The 407-nt window shown below is 44.7% G+C and carries 1 pseudogene; it reads right to left on the bottom strand.

The window, feature by feature from the left end:
- Positions 1–407, bottom strand: a pseudogene (locus JIG41_RS23245) (transposase); the annotation flags it as partial.

A 407-nucleotide genomic window follows, 5' to 3' on the forward strand; every position in this document is an offset into this window, starting at 1 on the left:
AGCATGTCTGCCAACTGGTGTAGCTTGTGATATCTGGCTCAGGTGCTGCGTCATTGCTTCTTTATTGACGAATGGGCTTACTAGCGCTTCTGTTTGGCCTGTGGAAGGACATACCGCACCAAATAAATATCCATAGTCAAACTGCTGTTGTTTTACTATCCGTGGCCGAGTGCCTATTTCAGCCCAAATGCGCGTAGTCGGATTTTGCTGGCCAAATCGTGCTTCGTCCTGAAACCATACGTCGATACGGTCAAGTGGAAGGTGTTCGGGTGTGTGAAGGATCGTTTCCAGTTGGAAGTTTTTTAAAAGCTTCTTGGCTTTTTAATGAGTGTTTAGGGTGTTTCGAACGGCTTGTGATCCAACTAAAGCCAAGCTGCTTGAGTATTTTATAAGTATGATTTAAGTGA

The organism is Pseudoalteromonas sp. bablab_jr011, assembly GCF_016464045.1.
In the GTDB taxonomy this organism is placed as follows: Bacteria; Pseudomonadota; Gammaproteobacteria; order Enterobacterales; family Alteromonadaceae; genus Pseudoalteromonas; species Pseudoalteromonas lipolytica.